The 25,209-nt window shown below is 70.5% G+C and carries 24 protein-coding genes and 2 pseudogenes; 11 read left to right on the forward strand and 15 right to left on the reverse strand.

From position 1 onward, the window contains the following. The first annotated feature begins 42 nt into the window (after positions 1 to 42). Genes ACGFNP_RS53020 through ACGFNP_RS53030 form a run of 3 tightly spaced genes read left to right on the forward strand, consistent with a single transcriptional unit; the run spans position 43 to position 2,534 of the window. Positions 43 to 1,485 carry an MFS transporter gene (locus ACGFNP_RS53020; RefSeq protein ID WP_393331546.1) on the forward strand — a complete coding sequence of 481 codons (1,443 nt, stop codon included), beginning with the start codon at positions 43 to 45 and terminating at the stop codon, positions 1,483 to 1,485. Positions 1,486 to 1,503: 18 nt separating this feature from the next. Then, positions 1,504 to 2,127: a Chromate resistance protein ChrB gene (locus tag ACGFNP_RS53025; RefSeq protein WP_393331549.1), complete on the forward strand. Its 624-nt coding sequence runs from the start codon at positions 1,504 to 1,506 to the stop codon at positions 2,125 to 2,127. Next, the gene (locus tag ACGFNP_RS53030) at positions 2,124 to 2,534 is read left to right on the forward strand and encodes a DUF1232 domain-containing protein (protein ID WP_358321270.1); all 411 of its coding nucleotides are present in this window, start codon (positions 2,124 to 2,126) and stop codon (positions 2,532 to 2,534) included. Before ACGFNP_RS53025 ends, ACGFNP_RS53030 begins: the two co-directional genes overlap by 4 nt. A gap of 12 nt (positions 2,535 to 2,546) precedes the next feature. Here ACGFNP_RS53030 and ACGFNP_RS53035 read toward each other — a convergent pair whose 3' ends face one another. From ACGFNP_RS53035 to ACGFNP_RS53060, 6 genes and pseudogenes are all read right to left on the reverse strand, one after another. After that, positions 2,547 to 5,081, reverse strand: a complete 2,535-nt coding sequence (locus ACGFNP_RS53035) for a DUF4118 domain-containing protein (RefSeq protein ID WP_393331552.1) — start codon at positions 5,079 to 5,081, stop codon at positions 2,547 to 2,549. Beyond that, complete coding sequence (locus ACGFNP_RS53040; protein WP_393331901.1) at positions 5,078 to 5,815, reverse strand: potassium-transporting ATPase subunit C; 738 nt, start codon at positions 5,813 to 5,815, stop codon at positions 5,078 to 5,080. Before ACGFNP_RS53040 ends, ACGFNP_RS53035 begins: the two co-directional genes overlap by 4 nt. After that, positions 5,804 to 7,726, reverse strand: a pseudogene (kdpB, locus tag ACGFNP_RS53045) (potassium-transporting ATPase subunit KdpB); the annotation flags it as partial. The gene ACGFNP_RS53040 and the pseudogene kdpB, both read right to left, overlap by 12 nt. Then, positions 7,727 to 9,222 (reverse strand): annotated as a pseudogene (gene kdpA, locus ACGFNP_RS53050) (potassium-transporting ATPase subunit KdpA). It abuts the pseudogene before it with no gap. Continuing rightward, positions 9,222 to 9,311 carry a K(+)-transporting ATPase subunit F gene (gene kdpF / locus ACGFNP_RS53055; protein WP_358321279.1) on the reverse strand — a complete coding sequence of 30 codons (90 nt, stop codon included), beginning with the start codon at positions 9,309 to 9,311 and terminating at the stop codon, positions 9,222 to 9,224. Before kdpF ends, kdpA begins: the two are co-directional and overlap by 1 nt. Positions 9,312 to 9,538: 227 nt before the next feature. Then, complete coding sequence (locus ACGFNP_RS53060) at positions 9,539 to 10,006, reverse strand: cupin domain-containing protein (RefSeq protein WP_358321282.1); 468 nt, start codon at positions 10,004 to 10,006, stop codon at positions 9,539 to 9,541. 175 nt (positions 10,007 to 10,181) lie between these two features. Here ACGFNP_RS53060 and ACGFNP_RS53065 point away from each other — a divergent pair, with 175 nt between their 5' ends. Further along, positions 10,182 to 11,465, forward strand: a complete 1,284-nt coding sequence (locus ACGFNP_RS53065; RefSeq protein ID WP_393331556.1) for an ArsB/NhaD family transporter — start codon at positions 10,182 to 10,184, stop codon at positions 11,463 to 11,465. 10 nt (positions 11,466 to 11,475) lie between these two features. Here ACGFNP_RS53065 and ACGFNP_RS53070 read toward each other — a convergent pair whose 3' ends face one another. Then, positions 11,476 to 12,318 carry a universal stress protein gene (locus ACGFNP_RS53070; protein ID WP_393331559.1) on the reverse strand — a complete coding sequence of 281 codons (843 nt, stop codon included), beginning with the start codon at positions 12,316 to 12,318 and terminating at the stop codon, positions 11,476 to 11,478. Positions 12,319 to 12,466: 148 nt separating this feature from the next. On the opposite strand from ACGFNP_RS53070, the gene ACGFNP_RS53075 reads away from it, so the two are divergent. Continuing rightward, positions 12,467 to 13,123: a pyridoxamine 5'-phosphate oxidase family protein gene (locus ACGFNP_RS53075; protein ID WP_358321290.1), complete on the forward strand. Its 657-nt coding sequence runs from the start codon at positions 12,467 to 12,469 to the stop codon at positions 13,121 to 13,123. A 10-nt stretch (positions 13,124 to 13,133) separates the two neighbouring features. On the opposite strand, the gene ACGFNP_RS53080 is transcribed toward ACGFNP_RS53075, so the two are convergent. Then, positions 13,134 to 14,297: an NAD(P)/FAD-dependent oxidoreductase gene (locus ACGFNP_RS53080; RefSeq protein ID WP_358321293.1), complete on the reverse strand. Its 1,164-nt coding sequence runs from the start codon at positions 14,295 to 14,297 to the stop codon at positions 13,134 to 13,136. A gap of 93 nt (positions 14,298 to 14,390) precedes the next feature. Between ACGFNP_RS53080 and ACGFNP_RS53085 the strand changes: the two genes are divergently transcribed. Together ACGFNP_RS53085 and ACGFNP_RS53090 are read left to right on the forward strand one after the other, a co-directional pair. Continuing rightward, positions 14,391 to 14,927 (forward strand): TetR/AcrR family transcriptional regulator C-terminal domain-containing protein, encoded by a 537-nt coding sequence (locus ACGFNP_RS53085; protein ID WP_393331563.1) that lies wholly within the window; start codon positions 14,391 to 14,393, stop codon positions 14,925 to 14,927. A gap of 110 nt (positions 14,928 to 15,037) precedes the next feature. Continuing rightward, a complete protein-coding gene (locus ACGFNP_RS53090; RefSeq protein WP_358321298.1) occupies positions 15,038 to 15,508 on the forward strand; it encodes a VOC family protein in 471 nt (156 codons plus the stop codon). 214 nt (positions 15,509 to 15,722) lie between these two features. Here the strand turns inward: ACGFNP_RS53090 and ACGFNP_RS53095 are convergent, their stop codons facing one another. Further along, positions 15,723 to 16,136: an organic hydroperoxide resistance protein gene (locus ACGFNP_RS53095; protein ID WP_358321301.1), complete on the reverse strand. Its 414-nt coding sequence runs from the start codon at positions 16,134 to 16,136 to the stop codon at positions 15,723 to 15,725. Between the two features lie 79 nt (positions 16,137 to 16,215). Here ACGFNP_RS53095 and ACGFNP_RS53100 point away from each other — a divergent pair, with 79 nt between their 5' ends. Both ACGFNP_RS53100 and ACGFNP_RS53105 read left to right on the forward strand, forming a co-directional pair. Continuing rightward, a complete protein-coding gene (locus ACGFNP_RS53100; RefSeq protein WP_358321302.1) occupies positions 16,216 to 16,647 on the forward strand; it encodes a MarR family transcriptional regulator in 432 nt (143 codons plus the stop codon). 92 nt (positions 16,648 to 16,739) lie between these two features. Further along, positions 16,740 to 17,999, forward strand: coding sequence for an MFS transporter (locus tag ACGFNP_RS53105; RefSeq protein ID WP_358321305.1), 1,260 nt, complete (start codon positions 16,740 to 16,742; stop codon positions 17,997 to 17,999). Here ACGFNP_RS53105 and ACGFNP_RS53110 read toward each other — a convergent pair. After that, a complete protein-coding gene (locus ACGFNP_RS53110) occupies positions 17,979 to 19,151 on the reverse strand; it encodes an MFS transporter (RefSeq protein WP_393331569.1) in 1,173 nt (390 codons plus the stop codon). The genes ACGFNP_RS53105 and ACGFNP_RS53110 overlap by 21 nt on opposite strands. A 77-nt stretch (positions 19,152 to 19,228) precedes the next feature. After that, positions 19,229 to 19,813: a TetR/AcrR family transcriptional regulator gene (locus tag ACGFNP_RS53115; RefSeq protein ID WP_393331572.1), complete on the reverse strand. Its 585-nt coding sequence runs from the start codon at positions 19,811 to 19,813 to the stop codon at positions 19,229 to 19,231. A gap of 80 nt (positions 19,814 to 19,893) precedes the next feature. Here ACGFNP_RS53115 and ACGFNP_RS53120 point away from each other — a divergent pair, with 80 nt between their 5' ends. Then, positions 19,894 to 20,412, forward strand: coding sequence for a GNAT family N-acetyltransferase (locus tag ACGFNP_RS53120; protein WP_393331575.1), 519 nt, complete (start codon positions 19,894 to 19,896; stop codon positions 20,410 to 20,412). An 11-nt stretch (positions 20,413 to 20,423) separates the two neighbouring features. Here the strand turns inward: ACGFNP_RS53120 and ACGFNP_RS53125 are convergent, their stop codons facing one another. From ACGFNP_RS53125 to ACGFNP_RS53140, 4 genes are all read right to left on the reverse strand, one after another. After that, the gene (locus tag ACGFNP_RS53125) at positions 20,424 to 21,695 is read right to left on the reverse strand and encodes a lipase family protein (RefSeq protein ID WP_393331578.1); all 1,272 of its coding nucleotides are present in this window, start codon (positions 21,693 to 21,695) and stop codon (positions 20,424 to 20,426) included. 88 nt (positions 21,696 to 21,783) lie between these two features. Next, positions 21,784 to 22,170, reverse strand: coding sequence for a MerR family transcriptional regulator (locus tag ACGFNP_RS53130; RefSeq protein ID WP_358321319.1), 387 nt, complete (start codon positions 22,168 to 22,170; stop codon positions 21,784 to 21,786). A gap of 16 nt (positions 22,171 to 22,186) precedes the next feature. Beyond that, entirely contained in the window at positions 22,187 to 23,206 is a 1,020-nt protein-coding gene (locus tag ACGFNP_RS53135; protein ID WP_393331582.1) for an MDR family NADP-dependent oxidoreductase, read from the reverse strand. A gap of 59 nt (positions 23,207 to 23,265) precedes the next feature. Continuing rightward, the gene (locus tag ACGFNP_RS53140; protein ID WP_393331585.1) at positions 23,266 to 24,246 is read right to left on the reverse strand and encodes a helix-turn-helix transcriptional regulator; all 981 of its coding nucleotides are present in this window, start codon (positions 24,244 to 24,246) and stop codon (positions 23,266 to 23,268) included. A 112-nt stretch (positions 24,247 to 24,358) separates the two neighbouring features. Between ACGFNP_RS53140 and ACGFNP_RS53145 the strand changes: the two genes are divergently transcribed. Continuing rightward, complete coding sequence (locus ACGFNP_RS53145; protein WP_393331588.1) at positions 24,359 to 25,192, forward strand: NAD(P)H-binding protein; 834 nt, start codon at positions 24,359 to 24,361, stop codon at positions 25,190 to 25,192. Positions 25,193 to 25,209: the final 17 nt, after the last annotated feature.

A 25,209-nucleotide genomic window follows, 5' to 3' on the forward strand; every position in this document is an offset into this window, starting at 1 on the left:
CACGCTTGCCATAAGTGTACGAACGATCGTACGCTCACTTTCGTGACTGACACCACCCAAGAATCCGTGACACCCGCGCCACCGGCCACGCCGTGGGGAGCGGTGTCGATCGTGCTGGTCGGCGCGTTCATGGCGACCCTCGACGCGTTCATCGTCATCGTCGCGGGACCGGCGATCCAGGCCGACCTCGGCACCTCCGGCGGCGAACTGCAGTGGATCCTGGCCGGCTACCAACTGACGTTCGCGGTGTTCCTCATCACCGGTGGCCGCCTCGGCGACATGCACGGCCGCAAACGGACCTTCATCGCCGGCCTGGCGCTCTTCACTCTGGCGTCGGCCGCGTGCGCCATCTCGCAGACGGCGCCCGAACTCATCGCGGCGCGTCTCGTCCAGGGCCTGGGCGCCGCGTTGATGCTCCCCCAGGTGTACGCCGTCATCACCGTGCTCGTCCCCGAGAAGGAACGGCATCGCGTCTTCGGCGTCCTCGGCGTCGTCCTCGGACTGGCCACGATCGGCGGTCAGGTCGTCGGCGGCCTGCTGATCAGCGCCGATCTGTTCGGCTCCGGCTGGCGGCCGGTGTTCTGGATCAACGTCCCGATCGGGCTCGCCGCGATCCTGCTCACCGCAGGGCGCATACCGGAATCCAGGGCGGCGCTCGCCCGCAAGCTCGACCTCCCGGGAGTCGTCGTTCTCAGCGTCGCGCTGTTCCTGCTCGCCTTCCCGCTCATCCAAGGCCACGAGGCGGGCTGGCCCTGGTGGACGTGGGCCGGTTTGGGCGCGAGCGTGCTCGGTCTCGCCCTCTTCGTCGCCATCGAACGCCGGACCGGCAGGCTCGGTGGCGACCCCCTCCTGAGGATCTCTCTCTTCGCCACGCGATCGTTCTCCGTCGGCATCGTCCTCGTCCTCGCCGTCTACGCCGTCATCACGTCCTACTACCTCGTCCTGTCGATCGCGCTCCAGGACGGACTCGGCCTGTCGGCCCTCGGAGCAGGGTTGGTCTACACCCCCGCCGCGGTGACCTTCTTCGTCTTCAGCATGATCGCCGGCAGGCTGGTGCCGAGGTACGGCCGCCGCGTCCTGGAGATCGGCGCGATCGTGCTCGCGCTCGGGTACGCCACGACCGTGACCGTGTTGACGTGCGGCCTGCCGTTCACGCCGTGGGTCGTCATCCCGACCCTCATGCTGCAGAGCGTGGGCGGCGGGCTGCTCATCACGCCGTCGCTCAACGCGGTCCTGACCCGCATAGACCCCGACGACGCGGGCATCGCCTCCGGAGTGCTGTCGACCGCGCAGCAGGTGGGCGGCGCGCTCGGCGTCGCCATCATCGGCGTGGTGTTCTTCAACTCCTTCGACCCCGCCGACGGCGGCCGGACCGCCGCGGCGGCCCACGCACTGGCGATGTCCTCGGTCTTCACCTGCACCGTCGCGATCGTCGCGGCCGTCCTGGTGTATCTGCTGCCGAAGGGTCACAAGGCTGACTTGTAACGGATGTAACATACGTCTGTGACGGACGCTACGGATGACCAGGGCTGGTTGCTGATCAGCGTGTCCACCGCCGGCGCCGCCGGGACGTTGCGCGTTCAGGTGTGGCGCAAACTGCGCTCGCTCGGCGCGCTGTATCTGCAGCAGTCGGTGTGCCTGCTGCCCGAACGCGCCGAGACCACCCGGCAGGCGCGCCGGCTGCTCGACCGGGTGCACCAGCAGGGCGGCACCGGCCGGATCCTGCGCATGGCCATCACCGACCCGGCCGAACGCCGGCAGATCATCGGCGAGTTCGACTCCGCGCGTGACGCCGAGTACGCCGAGGTCCTGGAGCGCCTGCCCGCCTTCCGCGCGGAGCTCGAGCACGAGCGTGCCCGTGGTCGCACCACCTACGCCGAGGTCGAGGAGTCCGAGGCCGATCTGGAGCGCTTCCGCTCCTGGCTGGCCAAGATCGCCGCGCGGGACTACTTCGCCGCCCCCACCGGCGCGGCCGCCCGCGCGGCCGTCGAGGACGCGGCCGCCGACCTGGCCGCCTTCGAGCAGGCCGCGCTGGCGGCCGAAACGCCCATCGAAAGCGAGGCGAGGGTGGCCGCCGAAACGCCCATCGAGAAGGTGGCGAGCCTGCGCCCGAGCGAGGAGCGATGACCGGGTCGTGGGGATGGGATCTGTTGATCGGGATCGCCGTCGCGTCGCTGGTCACCTGGCTGGCGCTCGTCGCCATGCTGGCCATCGTGCGGCCCCGCGGTGGACTGCTGCGCGAGGCGCTGCGGCTGCTGCCCGACGTGCTGCGCCTGGTACGCCGCCTGGCCGCCGATCCCGCCCTGCCCCGCGGGGTACGGGTGCGGCTCGCGCTGCTGCTGGCCTACCTGGCCTTCCCCATCGACCTGATCCCGGACTTCATCCCCGTGCTCGGCTACGCCGACGACGCCATCATCGTCACCGCCGTCCTGCGCTCGGTGGTACGACGGGCCGGGCTGCCGGCCGTGCGCCGCCACTGGCCCGGCACCGACGACGGCTTCGCCGCGCTGTGCCGCCTGACCGGACTGACCTGATAAAGGAGATCGTCAACCCGGGCTCGCCGAGATGGGCAGGGTGAGGGTCATGGTGAGCCCTCCTCCTGGGGTCTCCTCGGGTACGAGAGTGCCGTCCATGGCCTCGGCCAGCCCTCGGGAGAGCGCGAGGCCGAGGCCGACACCCGAGTGGTTGTCACGATCTCCGAGGCGCTGGAACGGCAGGAACACCCGGTCGTACGCCTCCGGCGGCAGGCCGGGGCCGCGGTCGATGACGCGGATCTGCACGTGTTCGCCGTGCCAGCTCGCGGTGATCACGACCTGCTGATCCGGTGGGCTGTGGCGTACGGCGTTGGACATGAGGTTGACCAGCACCCGTTCCAGCAGGGCCGGGTCGGCGACCACCTCGGGCAGGCCGATCGAGATGTCGCCGTCGACGCGGTCGTGCAGCGGCCCGAGATCGTCGACCGCCCGGGGCACGACCTCTTCGAGCGCCACCGGCTGCAGGGCGGGCCCGAGCACACCGGCCTGCAGGCGGCTCATGTCCAGCAGGTTCGTCACCAGGCGGTCGAGCTTGACCAGCGACTCGTCGGCGGTCGCCAGCAGTTCGGCACGGTCGCTCTCGGACCAGGCGATCTCGGTGTTGCCCAGGCTCTCGACCGCCGCCTTGGCCGAGGCGAGCGGGGTACGCAGGTCGTGGCTGACGGCGGCGAGCAGGGCGGTGCGCATCTTGTCGGCCTCGGCCAGCGGCTTGGCCTGCTCGGCCTCCTCCTCCAGCCGCTGCTGCCGCAGGGCGACGGCCGTCTCGGCGGCGAAGGCCTCGACCACCCCGCGGTCGGCGGCGTCGAGCAGGTGGCCGCGCATGGTCAGGACCAGATCGTCGTCGATGACCACATCGGTGTCGGCGTCCGACGGGCTCGTGCACGGCGCTCCGCCGGAGGTGGCGACGATCCGCCAGTCCTTCGGCTGGGATTGGTCGTCCGGGGTCGGCCGGCCGACGCGCTCCAGCAGCGTCACCGACGACAGCCCGAACGTCTCCCGCAGCCTGGCCAGCAGCGACGGCACGGCGGCCTCTCCGCGCAGGACGTGCCCGGCCAGCGTGGAGAGCACCTCGGCGTCCGCGCGGGCCCGGGCCGCCTCCCTGGTGCGGCGGGCCGCGATGTCCACGATGGTGCTGACCGCGACCGCGACCACCACGAAGGCGATCAGCGCGAAGAAGTTCTCCGGGTCGGAGATCGTGAGCCCGCCGACGGGCGGCGTGAAGAACCAGTTCAGCAGGAGCGACCCGCCGACGGCCGCCGTGATGGCCGGCCACATGCCGCCGGCCAGCGCGACGCCGACGGTCAGCAGCAGGAAGATGAGGATCTCGCTCGGCAGGCTCAGATCCTCGCGGAACACGCTCAGGATCGCGGTGAGCGCGGGCATCCCGGCCACCGCCATGGCCCATCCGCTCAGCCGCCGCTTGCGGGTGAGCGCGGCCCGCGTACGCGTCGGGTGGCGGCGGCCCTTCTTGACCTCGTCGTGGGTGATCATGTGAACGTCGATCGAACCGGACCGTGCCGTCGTCTCCACCCCCACGCCCCGGGACAGGATGTGCGCGAGCCGGCCCCGCCGCGACGCGCCGAGCACGAGTTGGGTGGCGTTGACGCCGCGGGCGAACTCCAGCAGCGCGCCCGGGGTGTCGTCGCCGACGACCTGGTGGTAGCTGCCGCCCATGCTCTCCACCAGCGTGCGCTGGCGGGCCAGGTTGACCGGGTCGCCGCCGGCCAGCCCGTCGGAGCTGGTCACGTGGACGGCCAGCAGGTCGGCGCCCTTGGTGCGGGCGGCGACGCGGGCCGCGCGCCGTACCAGCGTGTCGCCTTCGGGGCCGCCCGTCAGCGCGACCACCACCCGCTCGCGCGCCTCCCAGGTCGCGGAGATGCCGTGGTCGGCGCGGTAGCGGTCGAGCTGGTCGTCGACTCTTCCGGCCACCCAGAGCAGGGCCAGCTCGCGCAGCGCGGTCAGGTTGCCGACCCTGAAGTAGTTCGACAGGGCGGCGCTGACCTTCTCCGGCCCGTAGACGTTGCCGTGCGCCATCCTGCGGCGCAGCGCCTCGGGCGACATGTCGACCAGCTCGATCTGGTCGGCCCGCCGGACCACCTCGTCCGGCACGGTCTCGCGCTGCGGGACGCCGGTGATCTGCTGGACGACGTCGTTGAGCGACTCCAGGTGCTGGATGTTGACCGTGGAGATGACGTCGATGCCGGCGTCCAGGATGTCGTCGATGTCCTGCCAGCGCTTGGCGTTGCGCGAGCCGGGCACGTTGGTGTGGGCCAGCTCGTCGATCAGCGCCACCTTCGGCGCGCGCTCGATGACCGCGTCCACGTCCAGTTCGGTGAACGTGGCGCCGCGGTAGACGAGCGTCTTGCGCGGGATCAGTTCCAGGCCGTCGAGCAGGGCGGCGGTACGGGGGCGGTCGTAGGTTTCGACGAGGCCCACGACCACGTCTCTCCCCCGTTCCAGCGCCCTGCGGCCCTCGGAGAGCATCGCGTACGTCTTGCCCACCCCGGGCGCCGCGCCGAGGTAGACCCGTAGCCGCCCTCTGGTCATGACCCGTCGAGCGCCAGGTTGAGTTCGAGCACGTTGACGGCGGGCTCGCCCATGAAGCCGAGTGCCCGGCCGGTGGTGTTCGCCTCGATGAGCCGCTTGACCTGGTCGAGAGCGATCCCGCGCTCCTTGGCCACGCGTGGCGCCTGGAGCTCGGCGTAGGCGGGCGAGATGTGCGGGTCGAGCCCGGAGCCGCTGGCCGTCACCGCGTCGGCGGGTACCTTCACGACACCCACGTCGCCGCGGATCGGTATGGTCCGCCCGGCCGCGTAGTCCTCGCCCGGCTTCGCGCACTCCACCTCCCGGCCCTGGTAGGTGGCGATGAAGGGGGTGGCGGGGCAGGCCTGGTTGACGCTCACGGCCCGGCCGGGGAAGACCCTCAGCACCGCGCCGACTCCGTCCGCCGTGCAGTACGGCCGGGCGCCGCTGACGCCTTCCAGTTCCCCGATCGCCTTGGACCGGGCGCAGACCTGGGTGAGCAGCGACTGCCTGCCCCCGGGGACGTCCACGACGTCCCCGGGCCCCAGGTTGCTCGCGCTGGTCGAGGTCGGGTCATAGCCGTCCCCGGCCGCCGACGGGCGGGACTGGAAGTACTTCCCGATCGGCTTGCCGTCTTCGCCGGTGAAGCTCTGGCCGATGAGCACGCTGCCCACGTCCTTGCCGTTCCGCTGGACGATCGAGCCGTTGGCCTTGCCGTTGAACAGGGCCTGGGCGACACCGGCGGCCGCCGCCAGGATGGCCGACTGCGGGCTGGCCAGGCGCATGATGTTGAGCGCGTCCAGGCCCGGGTAGACCGCCGCGAACATCGCCGGGATGATCGCGAAGTACTTGGCGATGTCGTTGGCGATCGAGAACGTCGTCAGCGCGCCGCGCGTGATGAGCAGCTGTTTGCCGATCTCGACGATCTCGATGAGCTTGGTCGGGTTGGAGTCGAGGTCGACCATGTTGCCCGCCTCTTTGGCGGCCGACGTGCCGGTGTTCATCGTCACGCCGACGTCGGCCTGGGCCAGCGCCGGGGCGTCGTTGGTGCCGTCGCCGGTCATCGCGACCAGCCGGCCGCCCTCCTGCTCCTTCCTGATCAGCGTCAGCTTGTCCTCGGGTGTGGCCTCGGCCAGGTAGTCGTCCACCCCGGCCTCGTCGGCGATGGCCTTGGCGGTCAGCGGGTTGTCCCCGGTGATCATCACGGTCCGGATGCCCATCCGGCGCATCTCGTCGAACCGCTCGCGCATGCCCTGCTTGACCACGTCCTTGAGATGGATGATCCCCAGCACCCGGCCCTTCTCGGCCACCACCAGCGGCGTGCCACCAGAACCCGAGATGCCGTCCACCAGATGGCCGACCTCATCGGTCGGATGCCCGCCCTGGTCGCGCGCCCACTTCATCACCGCGGTCGCCGCGCCCTTACGCACCTGGCGGTCGCCGAGGTCGACGCCGCTCATCCTGGTCTGCGCGGTGAACTGAACCCACTGCGCACCGTGGATCTCCCGCTCGCGCAGGCCGTAGCGCTGCTTGGCGAACACCACGATCGAGCGGCCCTCGGGTGTCTCGTCGGCCAGGCTGGACAGCTGCGCCGCCTCCGCCAGCTCTTCCTCGGTGACGCCCGCGACCGGGACGAACTCCGACGCCTGCCGGTTGCCCAGCGTGATGGTGCCGGTCTTGTCCAGCAGCAGCGTGGAGACGTCGCCCGCGGCCTCGACCGCACGCCCCGACATGGCCAGCACGTTGCGCTGCACGAGACGATCCATCCCGGCGATGCCGATCGCCGACAGCAGCGCGCCGATCGTGGTCGGGATGAGGCAGACGATCAGCGAGACCAGGACGATCCCCGACACGCCGTCCGCGGTGAGCGCGAGCGAGTCGGGCACGCCCGGGTTGATCGCCATGGAGTAGATGGCCAGCGGCTGCATGGTGGCGGTGGCGACCAGGAAGATGATCGTCAGCGCGGCCAGCAGGATGTTCAGCGCGATCTCGTTCGGCGTCTTCTGCCGGTCCGCGCCCTCCACCAGGGCGATCATGCGGTCGATGAAGCTCTCGCCGGGCTTCTGGGTGATCTCGACGACGATCCGGTCCGACAGCACCCTGGTGCCGCCCGTGACCGCGGACCGGTCCCCGCCCGACTCGCGGATGACCGGCGCGGACTCGCCGGTGATGGCCGACTCGTCCACCGACGCGATGCCCTCGACCACGTCGCCGTCGCCCGGGATGATCTCCCCCGCCTCCACCACCACGAAGTCGCCCTGCCTCAGCTCGGGAGCGCCGACGACGTCCCAGTCCGCAGAGGTGCGGCTCTTCAGGCGGCGCGCGGTGGTGTCCCGCTTGGCCGCGCGCAACGTGGCCGCCTGAGCCTTGCCCTGGCCCTCGGCCACGGCCTCGGCCAGGTTCGCGAAGACCACCGTCAGCCACAGCCACACCACGATGGCCCAGGCGAACAGCGACGGCCGCAGGACCGCGAGCACCGTGGTGAAAGCCGCGCCGGCCTCCACGATGAACATGACCGGGTTGCGCCACAACGTGGCCGGGTTCAGCTTCATCAGCGCGTCCGGCAGCGAGGTGAGCAGCTGCCGCGGATCGAGCAGGCCGCCGCCGACCCGGCCGTTCCGCTGTGCCTTGGGAGTATGGCCCGGCGCGTCCAGCACTGGGGATGACATCTACGAGAGTCCTTCCGCGAGCGGTCCGAGCGCGAGCGCCGGGAGGAAGGTGAGGGCGACCAGGATGATCGTCACACCGATGACCAGGCCGACGAACTGCGGCCGGTGGGTCGGCAGCCGTTGTTGTTCGACGCGCTGGTGTAGGCGTAGAGGATCTCCGACAGCCCGTGCGGCCCGGTGTTCAGCATCGCCGCGCGACCCGTCGCCGTGGCCATCGCCACGGCCGTGCCCACCAGCACCAGCACCGGGGTGACCAGGAAGTACATCGAGGCCAGCTTGACCTCCCGGGCGCCGAGCTTCTTGCCCAGGTACTCGGGCGTGCGGCCGACCATCAGACCGGCGACGAACACCGTGATCACGGCCAGGATCAGGATCCCGTACAGGCCCGCGCCCACGCCGCCCGGCGCCACCTCGCCGAGCAGCATGTTGAAGATCAGCATGCCGCCGCCGATGGCCGTGTAGGAGTCGTGGAAGGAGTCCACCGAACCGGTGCTGGTGAGCGTGGTCGCGGAGGCGAACATCGCCGAGTTCGACACGCCGAACCTGGTCTCCCTGCCCTCCATCGCCGCGCCGATCGCCTGCGGCACCGTGCCGCTCGCCGACAGCTCGGCCCAGTTGGTCACGGCGACGCTGATGATCGCGATGACCGCCATGACCGAGACGATCGCGTACCCCTGCCGGTCGTCGCCGACCATGCGGCCGAACGTGCGCGGCAGGCTGAACGCGATCACCAGGAGGAGGAAGATCGTCAGCCAGTTGGTCCAGCTCGTCGGGTTCTCGAACGGGTGGGCCGAGTTGACGTTGAAGATGCCGCCGCCGTTGGTGCCCAGGTCCTTGATGGCCTCCTGACTGGCCACGGCCGCGGGGGTGAACGTCTGCTCGCCGCCGGTCAGCGTGGCCCAGGTGAAGTGGCCGCCGAACGTCTGGATGGCGCCGCCCGCGACCAGGACGAGCGCCGCGACGAACGCGATCGGCAGCAGCACGCGAACCGTGCCGCGCACGAGGTCGACCCAGAAGTTGCCGAGCGTGTCGGATGTGGCGCGGGCGAACCCGCGTACCAGCGCGACGGCCACCGCCATGCCGACCGCGGCGGACACGAAGTTCTGGACGGCCAGGCCGGCGGTCTGCACCACGTGGCCCATGGTGTTCTCACCTGAGTACGCCTGCCAGTTGGTGTTGGTGACGAAGCTGACCGCGGTGTTCCAGGCCAGCGCCGGTTCGACCGGTTTCATGCCCAGGCTCAGGAGCAGGTGGTTCTGCAGGCGCTGCAGGCCGTACAGGAAGAGGATCGACACCACCGAGAAGGCCAGCACCCCGCGCGCGTAGACCGCCCAGCGCTGCTCTGTGCCGGCCTTGACGCCGATCAGCCGGTAGATCAGCCGCTCGGCCGCGCTGTGCCGGGTTCCGATGTAGACCCGGTACATGTAGTCGCCCAGCGGGCGGTAACAGAGGGCCAAGGCGAGGATGAGGGACCCGATGAACAGAACCCCGGCCATCAGAATCTCTCCGGGAAGAGCAGGGCCGCGACCATGAAGACCACGAGACCGGTGACGACGATGAGACCGGCGGCGTTGATCGCGCTCACAGGCGCTCCACCGCCTTCACGACGAGCCCGAGGATCACGAAGACCGCGATCGTCAGGACGACGAAGATGACGTCGGCCATCCCTGCTCCTCAAATCCGGAAATTGCTCTCAACCACCAGGACAGGCGGTCACCAGGCAAGCGAATCTCGGGATTTGGGTGGATTTTCGTTTCTTGACGGCTTCCATACGCGCCAAGTCCCGGCGTTGACGCGATTCCTACGCTCGGTTCAGTCGGGAAGTCTCATCTCCAGCCCGTAGCGGAGCCCGGCCGCCGTCACCGCCCTCAGACTGGGCAGCGGATGCTCCGACGGCGGGACGTCCCGGGTCGGCGCCAGCTCGCCCACCTCGGTGAAGAACTGCTCGATGCCGCCGGGAGAATAGATCACGAGAAGGCGTACGTCGGTGAGGGGTTCGAAGCGCTCCCATGTCTTCTGGGGGATGTAGAAGAAGGACCCGGCACCGCCTTCCACCACCTGATCGTCGATGTGCATGCGGACCGTTCCTTCCAGAACGTAGATCATCTCCGACCCCGGGTGCGTGTGCGGCGGCGGACCCATTCCGGCCGGGACGGTCATCTCGACGACCGTCACGCCGCCACCCGTCTCGTCGCTCGCGGCCTTGATCGCATAGAGACCGCCCATCACCCAGTACGCATCCCCGCCCCCGGGCTTCCGCGCGATTACGTTGTCCGCCATCTCAGCCCCCAATGGCCAATATCCACATTCGGTAATCTCCACACGACCAGGAGTGATCCAGAAAGGCAATCGAGCCGGGGGCAAAAGACCGCAGAAGCAGGTAAACAAGACCGTTACCGCCTGAACGGCTGGTCTAGGGTGCTCGCGAGACCGCACCGCCCCCGGAGGACCGCCTGTGATCGCGATCGCAACCGTGGCGATCTTCATCGCGGCCTACGTCCTCATCGCGACCGAACGGATCCACCGCACGGCCGCCGCTCTGGGCGGCGCGGCGATGATGCTGCTGATCCACGCCGTGGACGGCCGGGCGGCGTTCTTCGCCGAACGCACCGGCATCGACTGGAACGTCATCTTCCTGCTGCTCGGCATGATGATCATCGTCGGGGTGCTGCGGCAGACCGGCGTCTTCGAGTACCTGGCGATCTGGGCCGCCAAACGGGCCAAGGGGCGGCCGTTCCGGCTCATGGTCATGCTGATCGTCATCACCGCGGGCGCCTCCGCGCTGCTGGACAACGTCACCACCGTGCTGCTGGTCGCCCCCGTCACGTACCTGGTCTGCGACCGGCTCGCCCTGCCCGCCGCGCCCTATCTGATCGCCGAGGCGATGGCCGCCAACATCGGCGGCACCGCCACCCTGATCGGCGATCCGCCCAACATCATCATCGCCGGCCGCGCCGGGCTGACCTTCAACGACTTCCTCATCCACCTCACGCCGCTGATCATCGTCCTGGTCGCGGTGTTCGCCGGGCTGTGCAGGTGGCTGTTTCGCGACGCGTTCGTCTACCACCCCGAACGGGTCGCGGAGGTCATGGAGCTGAACGAGCGGGAGGCGATCAGGGACCGGCCGCTGCTGTGGCAGAGCCTGGGCGTCCTGGCGGTGGTGATCGCGGCGTTCGTCCTGCATCCGGTGCTGCGCTACGAACCCGCCGTCGTCGCGCTGCTGGGCGCGGGCCTGCTGGTCGCCGCCACCAAGGTGACGACCGAGGAGTCATTACGCGAGGTCGAGTGGCCTACTCTGGCCTTCTTCATGGGCCTGTTCGTCATGGTCGGCGCCCTCGTCGAGACCGGCGTGGTCGGCCGGGTCTCCCAGGCCGCCGCCTCCGCCGCCGAGGGCAGGCTGGGCCTGGCCACGATGGTGCTGCTGTGGGCGTCGACCGGCCTGTCCGCCATCATCGACAACATCCCGTACGTGGCCGCGATGAGCCCGATCGTCGCCGACCTCGCCCACTCCTTCGGCCCCGGTTCGCAGGTGCTGTGGTGGGCGCTGGCCATCGGCGCCGACCTGGGCGGCAACGCCACCGCGATCGGCGCCTCGGCCAATGTCGTCATCCTCGGCATCGCCGAGCGCAACGGCGTGCGGATCGGTTTCTGGGCGTTCACCAAGTACGGTCTGGTCGTCACCCTGGTCACGGTGGCGGTGGCGACGCCGTACCTGTGGCTGCGTTACCTGACCGACTAGGCGCTGATCTTCACGCGCGCACTATCGCCACCGGGCAGTGGACGTGGTGCAGGACGCCGCGGCTGACCGAGCCGAGCAGCATCGCGCCCAGCGCGCCGTGACCGTGCGAGCCCACCACCAGCAGGTCGGCGCGGGCGGACGCGTCGGTGAGCGCCTCCACCGGCTGCCCCTGTTGGACGTCCTCGACCACCGTCACCAGCGGGTAGTCCTTCCTGAACGTTTCCAGCCGGTCGCGGACCACCTGGTACTGCGCGATACGCACCTCGTCCATGCCGTAGACCACCTCTGGCGCGAACGCGTGCACCGGAAGCTGCCAGGCGTGCACCACCCTCAGCACGCTGCCCCGCACCTCGGCCTGCCGGAAGGCGTACGCCAGCGCCGGCTCGGACTGCGGCGAGTCGTCCACCCCGACCACGATCTCCCCGAGCACCGGCCGATGATCGTCCCGCACCACCACGACGGGACAACGCACCCGCCCCGCCACGTGCGTACTGACCGAGCCCAGCAACGCACCGGCGAACCCGCCGAGCCCACGGCTGCCCAGCACGATCTCGGTCGCGTCCCCGGCCTGCTCACGCAGCACCTGCGCGGGCGCGCCCTCGATGTCCGCCGTCATGACCTCGACCCCCGGCCGGCGCTCACGGGCCAAGGCCAGCGCTTCCCGCAGAATCCGCTGCCCCTCACGCAGCAGCGTGTCGGGCGACGCCGAGCTGGGGAACCTACCGATCTGGTACGGCGAACGGGCCACCGCATGCACGATCCGCAGCGGCTCCTTCATCCGGAAGGCGTCGTTGACCGCCCACTCCACCGCGGCCCGCGCGGCCACCGAGCCGTCCACTCCTACGACGATCATGATCTGTCCTCCTTCGCCTCCCTCCCATCGCACCCCGCTCACCGACCGCCGGTGCAGGGCCGGAAGTCCGTCAGGCAAGAGCCGAAGGACCCTGTTGGCCCCCGTGACCTGTGCGTACCGTCATGGGCATGAGGACAAGGAGACGATCATGACCGGCACCGGTGACTTCGCACGTCGGATGATTCACCACCGCGAACGGCTGGGTCTCACCCGCGAGCAGGTCGCCGACCGCGCGGAGATGTCCCCCGGGTACGTCCAGTACCTCGAAGGGCACCTGAGCCCCCCGAACGCCGGCACGCTGACCCGCCTGGCCACCGCGCTGGAGACCACCGTCCAAGATCTGCTGGGCGGCGGCCGGGACCGCCCGTCCGGTGGCGGCCCCGCCGCGGCCGACCCGGTCCTGGAAGTGCTGGAGCCCGAGGAGTGCCTGCGCCTGGTCGCGCCGGGCGGCATCGGCCGGGTGGCGTTCAACGGCTCGCACGGGCCGACGGTGCTGCCCGTCAACTACCGGCTCCACGACGGCGCCATCGTGTTCCGCACCTCACACGGCGGCCCCATGGACCAGGATCTGCGCACCGGCCTGCGGGACGTGGAGATCAAGGTCGGCTTCGAGGTCGACCGGATGGACGAGGCACTGAGTGAGGGCTGGAGCGTCCTCATCCAAGGCCCCGCCCACCACGTGCCACCGGACGAGGCGGCCGGGGTCGCCGACTCCGACGTCACCCCGTGGGCCGGCGGCGACCGCCGGCTCTACATCCGCATCGTCCCGCACCAGATCACCGGCCGCCGCGTCCACGGCCGGTGAACCGGCTCCTTCACGGCGTTTCCTGCGGCTGCGGAGGGACGAACCTCTTCAGCGCCTCCTTGCCGTGCGCCACTGCCGCGTTCCCGCGGTCGAGCAGATCGGCCTGGTACTCCCCCAGTGCCGACGTCAGGTCCCGCTCGCCCCGATCGACCTCGGCCAGCCGCGCCGACAGTCGGACGGCGTCCTGCATGGCGGTGTTCGCGCCGTTCCCGCCGCTGGCCAGGGTCAGGTGGGCGGCGTCGCCGAGCAGCGTGACCCGGCCCACCGGCCAGGACGGCATCGGCCGGTCGTAGATCTTGGACCGGCCTACGGCGCTCATGTCGGCCGAGCGCACCAGATCCCGCAGGTCGGGGTGCCAGCCGTCGATGAGGTCCAGCACCAGCTCGCGCGCGTCCCCCGACTCTGTGGCCCCCGGGTGCCCCGGCGGGACCAGCAGCACCCACCGTACGTAGCTGTCCCGGTAGGGCAGGTCCAGCCCGGGAACGAGCTCGGCGGCGGCCTCGGACGGTTCCCTGCCGAACTGCATCCGGCCCAGCATCAGCGTGACTCCGGGACCCTTGACCATCGTGCCGCGCCCCGGCACCAGCCGCAGGAAGCGGTCGGTGATCGGCGTGCGCCCCATCGCCCCGCACAGGTCCGAGTCGACGAACCCCACCTCGGGCACCAGATGCCGCCGCACCACGGAGTTCGCGCCGTCGGCGCCGACCAGAACCGCACCGGTGGCCTGCGTGCCGTCGGCGAAGCTCGCGGTCACGCTCCCATCCGGCTTCTCCGCGAAACCTCTCAGCCGCTTGCCGTGCGCGACCCGGTCGCCCAGGTCGCCGAGCAGGATCCGCCGCAGCACCTGGCGGTCCACCGCCCTGGTCTCCGCCGACGGCCCCTCCAGGTCGCGGCTGAGCACCGTGAGCTGCTCGTCGAACAGCAGTCCCGGCCCCGTAAGGCTCCCGCTGGTGACCTCGACCAGGTCGTAGAGCCGCCGCGGCAGGCTCGCGCGCAGGGCGGACAACCCGGGCTCCGCCAGCCCGATCCGGTATCCCTGGGACCGCTCGCCGCTGCCGTCATCCGCCTCGTACACACGTACGTCGATGCCCGCACGGACGAGCGCGTGCGCGAGCGTCAGCCCGCCGAGGCCCGCCCCGATCACCAGCACCCGTCCCACGCCTTGCTCGGTCATGAAACCCTCCCGTCTCCGACGTGAACAACGTTCACGTGTACATTGTTCACGTACGCGGAGCCGGGTTGTCAACCGGGACTTTGGGAGGATTCGATGGGGCAGCGGCGTGCCGAGGTGCTTCAGGCGGCGATCGAGCTGCTCGACGAGGTCGGCCTGGACGGTCTCACCATGCGCCTGCTGGCGGGGCGGCTCGGTGTGCAGGCAGGCGCCCTGTACCGGCATTACCCCAGCAAGCAGGCCCTGCTGGACGCCATGGTCGCGCACCTGGTCATCCCACCGGCCGACGCCGTCCCGCCACTCGACGGCCCCTGGGACGAGCAGCTGCGCGGCCTCGCCATCGGCACGCGTGAGCTCATGCTGGCCCACCGCGATGGCGCGCGCCTGCTGTCCACCTTCCAGAACCCGGGCAAAGAGGCCGTCGCCTTCTACCATGCCCTCATCGCCACCCTGACGGACGCGGGCGTCCCCGCGGGCACGGCCGCCGTCGCCGTGGACACCGTCATGGCCTACGTCAACGGCTACACGACCGAGGAACAGGCCCGCGGGACCCAGCCCAGGGAGTTCCGCGACCACGCCTTCCGCGAGGGACTCGAATTGATCATCGCCGGGGTCAAAGGATCTTCGTCGTGAAATCCACCGGAAAATTCTTGCTCCGTCGTGTCGAATCGCCGTCGACCCGTTCGACGCGTCAGCGATAGGACAGCACGGGACGCACTGTCCCGAACGCGGAGGAGCGCACGATGCAGAAGATCACCACGTACCTGTGGTTCGACAACCAGGCCGAAGAGGCGGCCGAGTTCTACACCTCGATCTTCGAGGACTCGCGGATCCTCGAGGTCAACCGTTACGGCGACGCGGGGCCGGGACCGGCGGGGACGGCCATGATGGTGTCGTTCGAGCTGGCGGGCCAGCGCTTCCTCGCGCTGAACGGCGGCCCGCAGTTCGCGTTCACCGAGGCGATCTCCCTGTACGTCGACTGCGCGTCGCAGGAGGAGGTCGACGAGCTGTGGGCGAAGCTCACAGAAGGCGGCGAGGAGTCGCAGTGCGGCTGGCTGAAGGACCGGTGGGGCCTGTCCTGGCAGATCATCCCCAAGGCGCTGCCCGAGCTGCTGGGCAACCCCGACCCGGCCAAGGCGCAGCAGGTCATGAAGGCCATGATGGGCATGCGGAAGATCGACATCAGCGCCCTGGAAGCGGCCGCCGGGCTCTGAGCGGGGGCTACCCGGCGCTCGCCGCGGGTTTCTGGTAGCCGATGACCATCTCGGCGGTGCCGGGCCTGCGGTAGGCGACCTCGGTCCGGCCATCCTGGGACAGGGCGGGCCGGGGTCCTCTATCTGCGCAACTCATGGGGGCGGAGCCGGAGCGCGCCGGCGGCCGCCTCGTCGAAGGCGCTGGCCGCCGACCGCAGCGGACCGTCAAGACGCACTACTCGATGACGAGCGCCACCGGGATGTTGCCGCGGGTGGCGTTCGAGTACGGGCACACCTGGTGCGTGGCCTCCACCAGGGCGCGGCCGGTCTCGCCCTGCAGGTGATCGGGGAGTTCGACGCGGAGCGCGACTTCCAGGGTGAAGCCGCCGTCGCCGTTCGCGGCGAGACCCACTTCGGCGGTGACCGACGCCTGCTCGGCGTCCACCTTCATACGCTTGGCCACCAGGTCGAGGGCACTGGCGAAGCAGGCGGCGTAGCCCGCGGCGAAGAGCTGCTCCGGGTTGGTGCCGCTGCCGGTGCCGCCCAGCTCCTTCGGCCGGGAGAGGGCCACGTCCAGGCGGCCGTCGGAGGCGACGGCGCGGCCTTCGCGGCCCGTCGCGGTGGCTATGGCGGTGTAGAGGGTGCTCATGATCGCTCCTAATCGGTTGCCTGTAACTCAATTGTGCACAATTAAATTGCTCGCCGTCAACCCCGGGTATGCTGGTGTCATGAACGCGTTGCTGCTGGAGAATCAGGTGTGCTTCGCCGTACACGCCGCGTCTCGCGCGCTCGACGGCTTCTACCGGCGCGAACTGGCCGACCTGGGACTGACCTATCCGCAGTATCTGGTGATGCTGGTCCTGTGGGAGCGCGAGCCGGTGACGGTCAAGGAGCTGGGTGTGGCGTTGCGGCTCGACTCCGGCACCCTGTCACCGCTGCTCAAGCGGCTGGAGGCGGCTGGGCTCGTCCTGCGCGAACGCAGTGCCAGCGACGAACGGTCCGTGGTGGTGCGGCTCACCGAGGCGGGCACGGCGCTGCGCGAGTCCGCCCTGCGGGTGCCTGAGCACGTACTGGACGCCACCGGCTTGCGGATGAGCGAGCTGGCCGATCTGCACCGTACGCTCGGCCGGATGACCCAAAGCCTCACCGAAGCGACATAGCTCTCGTCTCCCCACGATTCGGCGAACCGCCCGAAGTGCCGCCGGTTGGTCTGTAAGAAGAGTGCGGAACGCCCGCATCACCGGAGGTCGCCTTGGGAAGCACGTACACCGTCGATGTCAGGAAGACCGCCGTCCTCACCGCCGGCCTGCTCATGGGCGTGTGGGTCGTCGACTACGTCGACCGGGTGATGATCGCGGTCGCCCTGCCCTTCATCGGCGCGGACTTCGAGCTCACCAAGACCGAACAGGGCTCGCTGGTCACCGTGTTCGCCCTGGTGTACCTGCTGTGCCAGATCCCCGGCGGGCTGCTCGCCGACCGGTTCGGCTCGCGCAGGCTGCTCGTGGTGTCGCTCGCGCTGTGGTCGGTGTTCACCGCGCTGACCGGCCTGGCCTGGGGGCTGGTCGCGTTGCTGGTGATCCGGGCGCTGTTCGGCGTGGGGCAGGGGCTGTTCCCCGGCGCGTCCTTCAAGGCCCTGTCCGAGCGGACCACCCCCGCCCGGCGGGCCACCGCGGCGGGCGCGATGCTGGCCGCCAGCCAGCTGGGCGCGGGCCTGGCGCCGCTGGTCGTGGCGCCGCTGCTGCTGGCGTTCGGGTGGCGGCACACGTTCTGGGTGACGGCCGCCGCGGGGGTGGCGATCGGGCTGCTGCTGTGGGCGCTGCTCCCCGCGCCGCTGCCCGCCGGGCTGAACGGGTCCGGCGATCTGTCCCGCCCCGCTCCCCCGCTCGGGTCCGTGCTGCGGGCGCCGTCGGTGTGGAAGTTCGCGGCGTTGTTCTGCGCGACCAACATGCTCGGGTACGGGATGATCACCTGGGTGCCCAGCTATCTGCTGGAGGCGCGGGGCATCTCGCTGCTGAAGACGGGCCTGTACGCGGCCATCCCCGGCCTGGTGATGACCGTGACGGTCATCCTCGGCGGCTGGCTGTTCGACCGCTACTTCCACGACCGGGCCCGCCTGTACGTCATCCCGCTGCTGCTCTGCACCGCCGTGCTGCTGGTGCTGATGCTGCGCGCGGAGACCGCGGCCGGGTTCACCCTGTTCCAGACGCTGGCCATGGGGGTGGGCGGGCTGTCGATGATGGGCATCCTGGGCATGCCGGTGCGGGCGCTGCCGCCGGAGGTGATCGGCTCGGGCATGGGCGTGGTCAACGTCGGCGGGCAGGTGGCGGGTGTCATCGCGCCGGTGCTGATGGGCTGGCTGGTCGACAACTACTCCTATACCGCCGCGTTCGGGCTGCTGATCGGCACCACCGTGCTGGGCGCGCTGATCGCGGTGGTCGTGCCGCAGCGGGCCGAGCAGTTCCACCTGGAGCCCGCGCGACCCGCGCTCGCGTCAGACGGGCTCGACGCGTGACTCCGGCTCCACCACTCCCCGATCGCGGAACCACGCATAGCAGCTCACGACGATCCCGGCCACGGTGACAGCGGCGCTGACGAGGTAGAGGGACCGCAGCCCGAACCCGCCGTCGATGACCCGGCCGCCCAGCCAGGCGGCGAAGGCCGCGGCGAGTTGGTAGGCGGACGCGTTCACCGCCATGGCGAGCGTCGGCGCCGCGGTAGCGGCGGTCAGGACCCTGGTCTGCATGCCGGGGATGACGGAGAAGCCCAGCGCGCCGATCACGAAGACCAGGACCGCGGTGATCGTCGTCCCGGCGCTGACCGTCCACATCAGCACCAGCGTCGCCGCGAGGGCGGCGAGCAGGCTGACCTGTGACGGCATCAGCGCCCGGTCCGACAGCCAGCCCCCGGCGAAGTTGCCGACCGCCGCGCCGAGGCCGTACACCAGCAGCAGAACGGCGACCGCGTCGCCGGGGAATCCGGTGACGCCGGTGAGCAGCGGCGCGAAATAGGTGAACACGATGAGCAGCCCCGCATTGCCCACCGCCGTGACCGCGATGGCGAGCCGCACGTCACTGCCGCGCAACACCCGGAGCTCGGCCAGCGCGGACGTGCCGGGCGTGGCCTTCTGTACGTCCGGTACGAACCGCAGCACCAGCAGCAACCCGAGCACACAGCACCCGGCGATGGCCACGAACGTGGACCGCCACCCCAGCCCGTTGCCGATGAAGGTGCCGATAGGCGCACCGAGGATCATCGACAGGTTCATCCCGAAAACCAGCTTGGACACGGTGGAGGCCTGCTTGCCCGGCGGGGCGGTCGAGGCCGCGATGACGATCGCGTTGGCGAAGAACGTGGAGGTCACCAGCGAGGTGACGATCCGTGCTCCGAACAGCACGGCGTACGTCGGTGCGAGCGCCGACGCCAGATTTCCGATGATCACGACGGCGAGCAGTACGAGGATGAGCGGCCTGCGGGCGAAGCGCGCGGTGAGCGCCGTCAGCACCGGGCCGCCGATGATCATCCCGATCGCGTAGGCCGTCACCAGCAGTCCGGCCGCCGGAATCGACACGGCCAGGTCATCGGCGATGTCCGGCAGGATGCCGGCGATCACGAACTCGCCGGTCGTGATGCCGAACACGCACAGCATCAGGGAGAGTACCGCCACTCGTTCCACCTCTAATAGTTGACTGATCAGTACAAAAAACGGGCAGCACAATGCCCGCGACGCTCGGCCACCGGCGCTCACAGGGCGGCGAGCGCCCCGTCCACGACGTCCAGCAGGGCCTTGCTGTCGTCGGTCACCTTCGCGAGCACGCGCAGGCCGTAGTAGGCGCTCTGGAACGCCCGCGCCACCTGGAGCGGCGGCCGGTCGGCGGACAGCTCACCCGTGCTCTGGCCGACCGTCACCAGGTGGCAGATCGCCTGCTCCAGGTCCACGAACTGCCGCCGCACCAGCGCCGCGACGTTTTCGGTGCGCCCGCTCGACTCGGTGGCGGCGTTCAGCGCCAGGCAGCCGCGCCGGCCGGGGTCGGCCAGGTCGGCGTCGATGACGCCCAGCATCATCTCCCGCAGCCGCTCCCGCACCGACCCGGCTTCCGGGTCCGCCAGCATCCCCAACTGGGCATCGGCCCGGGTCGCGGCGTAGCGGCGAATAGCCTCCTCGTACAGGCGGTGCTTGCTGCCGAACGCGTTGTACAGGCTGCCGCGGCCGAGCCCGGTGCGCTCGCACAGGTCCTGGGTGGTGGCCGCCTCGTAGCCCTTCTCCCAGAACACCTCCATCGCGGCGTCCAGGACGGCCTGATCGCTGTACTCGCGGGGTCTGCCCATGAGCTGAACCTAGCGACTTTTGTACAGATCAGTCAAGAACTGGTTCCCGGACGGCCAGGGCGGTGGCTAGGCTCTGGCCGATGAACGAGGCACGCAGGGCGACCGCGGCGGACGCCGCGGAGCTGGTCCGCTTGCGCGGAGTGTTGATGAACGACCTGGCCAGGCACGAGGGGGCCGGGGACGGCTGGCGGGAGGCCGCGGCCGCGACGCTGCGCGAGCGACTGGCCGAGCCGCACCCCACGCTGGTCGCCTTCGTCGTGGACCAGCCGGTCCACCCGGACCGACCCGACCAGCCGGAGCAACCGGACCGGCCGGTCCCTGCGGGGCTGCTGGCCGCCTGTGCGGTGGGCACCGTCGAGCGTCGGCTCCCGGGACCGGTCAACCCCAGCGGTGAGATGGGATACGTCTTGAATGTCGTGACCGATCCGGCTCACCGCCGGCGCGGCCATTCCCGGAGTTGCATGACGGCGCTGCTCGCCTGGTATCGCGGCCGTGGCATCAAGACGATCGACCTGCTCGCCTCCCCCGAGGGCGAGCCGCTCTACCGGTCGCTGGGCTTCGTCCGTTCGGCCGACTCCGCCATGCGGCTACGGGCATAGCCCGGCCCGGGTCAGGAGCAGGCCGTGGCGGCCTGCTCGCCGCCGAACCGCTCGGCGGTCCAGGCGAGGATGTCGGGCATGGCGCCGTCGTCGATGCCCGTCACCACACCCGGATAGGTGTCGTGCTCCAGTCCCGGATAGGTGCGGTAGTCCACCCGGGATCCGGTACGGCAGAGCGTCGCGGCCACCTGGTCGGTCATCGCCCGGGTCACGACGCTGTCGGCGTCGCCCTGCAACAGCAGCACCGGCCCGGCGACCGGTCGTACACCGGTGGTGTTGCGGGCCAGGAAGCGGGCGAAGCCCGGTTCGGCCAGGTAGCCGGGCTGGACCAGGTCGGGCCCGGTCAGCTCGCGGTAGACCGCCGCCACCACGCCCAGGCAGCCGGTCCGCGTGACCTCCAGCGCGGCCAGCGCCTGGGGCGTCAGCACCCGGTCCAGGCGGACGCGGTCGTCGCCGGCCTTGGCGCCGGCGGCGATCAGCGGGACGAAGCCGCCGAGACCCGGCTGCGTGGCGGCGTGCGTGACGATCTGGGTGAGGTCGGCGGCGGGCGAGGTGACCACCGCGCCGAGGTAGCCGGGCTCCGGCCGGTCGAGCTGGCGTTCCGCGACGCTCAGCGCCGCCGCGCCACCCTGGGAGTGGCCCCACAGCACCCAGCGGTACGACAGCGCGGGCACGGCCCGGCGGGCCGAACGCAGGGCGCCGATCACGTCGTTGGCCACGGCGGTCTTGTCCCCGAGCGCGTGCTGCCCGGCGGCGCCCAGGCCCGCGTAGTCGGGGGCGACCACGGCGTAACCCTTGTCCAGGAAGCGCCGCATCTGGTCGCCGTGGTAGAGGTCGCGCATCAGCGAGGGGGCGCAGTCACGGCCGATGCCGCTGGCGCCGTGGGCGTCGACGACCACCGGCCAGCCGCCGGACGGCGGGGTGCCCTGCGGCACCAGGACCACGGCCGAGGCGGCGACGTCGCGGCCGCCGGAGTCACGTGAGTGGTAGAGCGTACGCGTGGCCGGGACGGCGTAGCCGGTGGCCGCCTCCTTGCGGATCAGCGTGCCCGCCGGGGCCCAGCGCAGCGGGGTGGGCGGGTCGTAGAAGCCGGTTCTGGGCAGGGCGTTGGCGCGCTGCTGTTCCCAGGCGGTCTGGCACCACTGGTCGCATGGCACCGCGTCGGCCTGGTTGAGGGAAGGGGTGGTCTTGAGCGCTGTGGCGGCATTGCCGGGGGACGCGGTGGCCGTGATCATCGCGCCTGCGGCGAGCAGTGCGGCGGCAGCCTGACGGAGAGTCCACATATCGGTGTCTTTCAGTCGGTGGATCATTCACCAACCGGACGGGACACGGTCATGCGATGTGACAGTGATCTGGGCCACATGCCTTCCCCTACAGCGCGCTGTTCGCGTCCTCCTCCACTCCGGCCCGCGCGGCGAGTTGGTCGCGCAGCCGGGACAGGCGGGTGATCTCCGAGTCGAGGGTGGCGAGCCTGCGCTCCACCACGCCGTTCTCCGTGGAGCAGCCGGGGCCGCCGCGTGGCGGCAGTGTGTCGCCGTCCAACAGGTGCAGGCGATCGGCGCAGCTACGTACGTCCTCGATCGTCAGACCGAGCGACAGCAGCTCGCGGATGACGCGCACACGGGCCACCTCGCCCGGCCCGTACTCGCGTTGCCCGGTCGCCGTGCGCGGCGGCGCGGTCAGCAGCCCGCGCTGCTCGTAGAACCGCAGTGCCCGGGGTGTGGTGCCCGCCGCTGCTGCCGCGTCGCCGATGCGCATCGATCCTCCAGAAGCCCTACAGCTGGACGATGACGGTCCCGAAATGCCGTCCCTCGATCAATTCCTGCAACGCCCGCGGCGCGTCATCGATGCCCGCGATCCGGACGTACGGGAACGTGATGTCGCCCGCGCGTAGCCAGCCGCCGAAGCGTTCGAGCCACTGGGATCGCGCCTGCTCGTCGAAGCCCTGGAAAGCCCGCATCGAGACGCGCTTGAGGATGAGCTGGTAGGTGTCGAGTTCGACCGGCGCCGTCCCACCCGTTCCGCGGGGTGACATCTGTCCGGACAGTGCGCCGATCAGGACGAACCGGGCTCCGGGGCGGGCTGCGGCGATCGCCGCCTGGAGCTGGTCGCCGCCGACGTTGTCCAGGTAGACGTCGATGCCGTCCGGGGCGACCTTCGCGAGCTGCTCCTCGATCGGCGCCGCGCCGCGGATCACGGCCGCGTCGTACCCCAGCTCGGAGATCAGCCGATCGGCCTTCTCCCGCGAGCTGGTGCTGCCGATCACCTGACCGGCGCCGAGTAGGCGGGCGATCTGCCCGGCGAGCGATCCGACCCCGCCCGCGGCGCCCGAGACGAACACCGTGTCCCCCGGCCTGACCTCGGCGTCCCTGGTCAGCGCCGCGTAGGCGAGCCCACCCTGGCCCAGGTGCGCGACGGGGTCGGGCAGCGCATCGCCCAAGGGCGTGACCTGACCGACCGGCACGACCGCGTACTCGCGCCAGCCCAGCCAGTGTGAGACCAGGTCGCCGACCTTCGGCCCGCTGTCCCCGGTGGCCGACACGACCTCTCCGACCGCGGGCCCGAACAGCGTGTCGCCGGGGCGCACCGGCGGCATGGGCGCGTCCTTCACGCTCCCGCCGATCAGCGTGCGAAGGGCGGCGAAGACGTGGAAGAACCGATTGCGGACCAGCACGTGGCCGTCGTCCGGCGCCGGCAGGGGGACCTCGGCGACCACGAAATGCTCTGCCTTGGGCAGCCCGTCGGGCACGGTGGCGAGCTGGACTTCTCTTGACGTTCGCGGCAGGGTCGGCACGTCGCACTCCTCAGATGTTCGGCCAAAGGGCGTCGCGACCTTAACCCTTGACCCGCACGTCAAGGGCAAGGGGACGTGCTCCTGGTGGGTCGATCACCCGGCTCTTCGCCGGCGCGGGTCAGACGTGCCGCCAGCGCCCGAACATGGGCTCGGAGTTCGGGCGGGTCCACGACCTGGAAGTCGATGCCTTTGAGCGCGACATACACGGCGATCTGATCCAGTGAGCCGGCGCCGGCGTAGAACAGGCACGACTGCTCGTCGAGCTTCTCCAGCCTTCCGGCAGTGGGTGAGGTGTGTTCGGCGACCACTTCGATCGGCGCGCGGAACAGGATCTTCGCCTGGAATCGGTACGGCGCCGAGGACAACGCGTCAGACATGAAGGCACGCAGGTCTTCCGCCGGTGCCGGCCGTGGAGTGAAACGCGGGCCGGGCTGTGGAGGGGCGTCGATACGGTCGACGCGGAAGGTACGCCAATCGTCGCGGTCCAGGTCGAAGGCCAGCAGGTACCAGCGGCGGCCGGTGTGGACCAGGCTGTACGGCTCGGCGCGGCGGGTGCGTTTCTGATAGCCGAAGCGGATGCCTTCGTGGGCGCGGCAGGCCGCGGCCAGGGCCGCCAGCAGGTTCGCGTCCACTGCCGGTCCGGGGCCGGTCAGCGGCACGATCGCGGACTGCATCGCCGTCACCCTGTGGCGCAGCCGTGAGGGCAGGACCTGTTCGAGTTTGGCCAGCGCGCGCAGCGACGTCTCCTCCATTCCGGAGACCGATCCCACGGCGGCCGCGCGCAGCCCCACGGCTATGGCGACGGCCTCCTCGTCGTCCAGCAGCAGCGGTGGCAGGGCGGCGCCGGCACCCAGCCGGTAACCACCGGCCGTGCCGGTCGCGGACTCCACCGGGTAGCCCAGGTCGCGGAGCCGATCGATGTCACGCCGGACCGTACGTGTGGTCACGCCCAGCCGGTCGGCCAACTCCGACCCCGGCCAGTCTCGCCGCGACTGCATCAGGGACAACAGCCGCAGCAGCCGCGCCGAGGTCTCCAGCATGTCCGAAAACTCCTTGAGAGGCGACGTTCCTCGAGGACCATACCTGTCCTCAACGGTTCCTAGTGTCTGTCCTGCAAGCCCGAACGGGGCACGCGATCCACGGGAGAACGTCATGATCCTCATCACCGGTGCCACCGGGAACGTCGGCCGCCACGTGCTGAACCTGCTGGTCGAGAACGGCCGAGCCGTCCGGGCCCTCACCCGCGACCCGCAGCGCGCGATGTGGGCGGCGGAAGTCGACGTCGTGGCCGGTGACCTGGCCGACGCCGCGTCGCTGGGCCCGGCCCTGGCCGGCGTCGACGCGGTGTTCCTGTTCGCCGTCCCCGGCAGCGGACCGGATTTCGTCACCGCGGCGCGGCAGGCCGGAGTGCGCAAGGTGGTGCTGCTGTCCTCCGGAGGGGTCGATGACGACGCGGAGGTCCAGGACGGACCGATCGCTACGTACCACGCCGAGATCGAGCAGGCCCTGCGCGCCTCGGGCCTGGAGTGGACCTTCCTGCGCCCGGACGTCTTCGCCGCCAACACCCTGATGTGGACCGGGCAGACCAAGTCCGGCGACCTGGTGCGCGGTGCCTACGCCGAGGCGACGGCCGCACCGGTGCACGAGGCCGACATCGCCGCCGTCGCAGTCGCGGCGCTGACCCAGGACGGGCACGCCGGCCGCGTCTACAAGCTGACCGGCCCCGAGTCACTGACCCATGCGGAGCAGGCCCGGATCATCGGCGAGGTGCTCGGCCGGCCGATCCGCTTCACCGATCTTCCCCCCGAGTCGGTGCGGCAGGCCATGAGCGCACACGTCCCGGCTCCCATCCTTGACGGCATCTTCAAAGCCTGGTCCGACTCCGTCGGCCGTACCGCACCGACCACCACCGGCGTCGAGGACGTCACCGGCCACCCCGCGCGGAGCTACCGCGAATGGGTGATCGACCACGCCGCCGCATTCTGACCGCCGTAACCACCGCC

The organism is Nonomuraea sp. NPDC049269 (assembly GCF_043197155.1).
Lineage (GTDB): Bacteria > Actinomycetota > Actinomycetes > Streptosporangiales > Streptosporangiaceae > Nonomuraea.

Coding starts and splice junctions, on each gene's coding strand:
- ACGFNP_RS53030 (WP_358321270.1), top strand. CDS start 2,124: ATGACCGGGTCGTGGGGATGGGATCTGTTGATCGGGATCGCCGTCGCG.
- ACGFNP_RS53035 (WP_393331552.1), bottom strand. CDS start 5,081: ATGACCAGAGGGCGGCTACGGGTCTACCTCGGCGCGGCGCCCGGGGTG.
- ACGFNP_RS53060 (WP_358321282.1), bottom strand. CDS start 10,006: ATGGCGGACAACGTAATCGCGCGGAAGCCCGGGGGCGGGGATGCGTAC.
- ACGFNP_RS53070 (WP_393331559.1), bottom strand. CDS start 12,318: ATGATCGTCGTAGGAGTGGACGGCTCGGTGGCCGCGCGGGCCGCGGTG.
- ACGFNP_RS53075 (WP_358321290.1), top strand. CDS start 12,467: ATGACCGGCACCGGTGACTTCGCACGTCGGATGATTCACCACCGCGAA.
- ACGFNP_RS53080 (WP_358321293.1), bottom strand. CDS start 14,297: ATGACCGAGCAAGGCGTGGGACGGGTGCTGGTGATCGGGGCGGGCCTC.
- ACGFNP_RS53085 (WP_393331563.1), top strand. CDS start 14,391: ATGGGGCAGCGGCGTGCCGAGGTGCTTCAGGCGGCGATCGAGCTGCTC.
- ACGFNP_RS53090 (WP_358321298.1), top strand. CDS start 15,038: ATGCAGAAGATCACCACGTACCTGTGGTTCGACAACCAGGCCGAAGAG.
- ACGFNP_RS53095 (WP_358321301.1), bottom strand. CDS start 16,136: ATGAGCACCCTCTACACCGCCATAGCCACCGCGACGGGCCGCGAAGGC.
- ACGFNP_RS53100 (WP_358321302.1), top strand. CDS start 16,216: ATGAACGCGTTGCTGCTGGAGAATCAGGTGTGCTTCGCCGTACACGCC.
- ACGFNP_RS53115 (WP_393331572.1), bottom strand. CDS start 19,813: ATGGGCAGACCCCGCGAGTACAGCGATCAGGCCGTCCTGGACGCCGCG.
- ACGFNP_RS53120 (WP_393331575.1), top strand. CDS start 19,894: ATGAACGAGGCACGCAGGGCGACCGCGGCGGACGCCGCGGAGCTGGTC.
- ACGFNP_RS53125 (WP_393331578.1), bottom strand. CDS start 21,695: ATGTGGACTCTCCGTCAGGCTGCCGCCGCACTGCTCGCCGCAGGCGCG.
- ACGFNP_RS53130 (WP_358321319.1), bottom strand. CDS start 22,170: ATGCGCATCGGCGACGCGGCAGCAGCGGCGGGCACCACACCCCGGGCA.
- ACGFNP_RS53140 (WP_393331585.1), bottom strand. CDS start 24,246: ATGCTGGAGACCTCGGCGCGGCTGCTGCGGCTGTTGTCCCTGATGCAG.
- ACGFNP_RS53145 (WP_393331588.1), top strand. CDS start 24,359: ATGATCCTCATCACCGGTGCCACCGGGAACGTCGGCCGCCACGTGCTG.